Here is a 349-nt window from a genome sequence, read left to right as displayed (position 1 = left end):
CTCAACGAGCGCTGGTTCGTCGACATGACCGTCAACAAGACCCGCCTGCGCACGGTGGCGAACTTCTCGACCGGCCAGACCCAGGACATGAAACTGGATCCGGTGTCGGTCATCCTGGCCGTCGGCTACAAGTTCTAAGCACGACGCGGCGTTTGACGCGAACAACCGGCAGGGTGCGTACCCTGCAGGTCTTTTTTCGTCCGTGCGTTATCGGCTGCATGTGGCTTCGCCGCGATGCTTTCGTAGGGTGGGCACTGTGTGCCACGCGTTACGCACGTGTCCGTGGACCGCGGCAGCGATGTATCGCTCGCACCGTGCGCAATGAACGGCAAAGCCAGTATGAAGCGTG

Annotated in this window: 1 protein-coding gene; it reads left to right on the top strand. The window is 61.3% G+C overall.

Annotated elements, in window-relative coordinates; genetic code table 11:
• A partial coding sequence (locus tag KVT32_RS29235) for an OmpW family outer membrane protein (RefSeq protein WP_305864245.1) occupies positions 1 to 138 on the top strand: 138 nt, incomplete at its 5' end.
• Positions 139 to 349 lie beyond the last annotated feature (211 nt).

Origin of the sequence: Achromobacter sp. GbtcB20 (assembly GCF_019091095.1) — a bacterium.
GTDB lineage: Bacteria > Pseudomonadota > Gammaproteobacteria > Burkholderiales > Burkholderiaceae_B > Achromobacter > Achromobacter mucicolens.
Note: the sequence above shows the minus strand (reverse complement) of the source record. Positions and strands in the feature narration are given on the sequence as shown.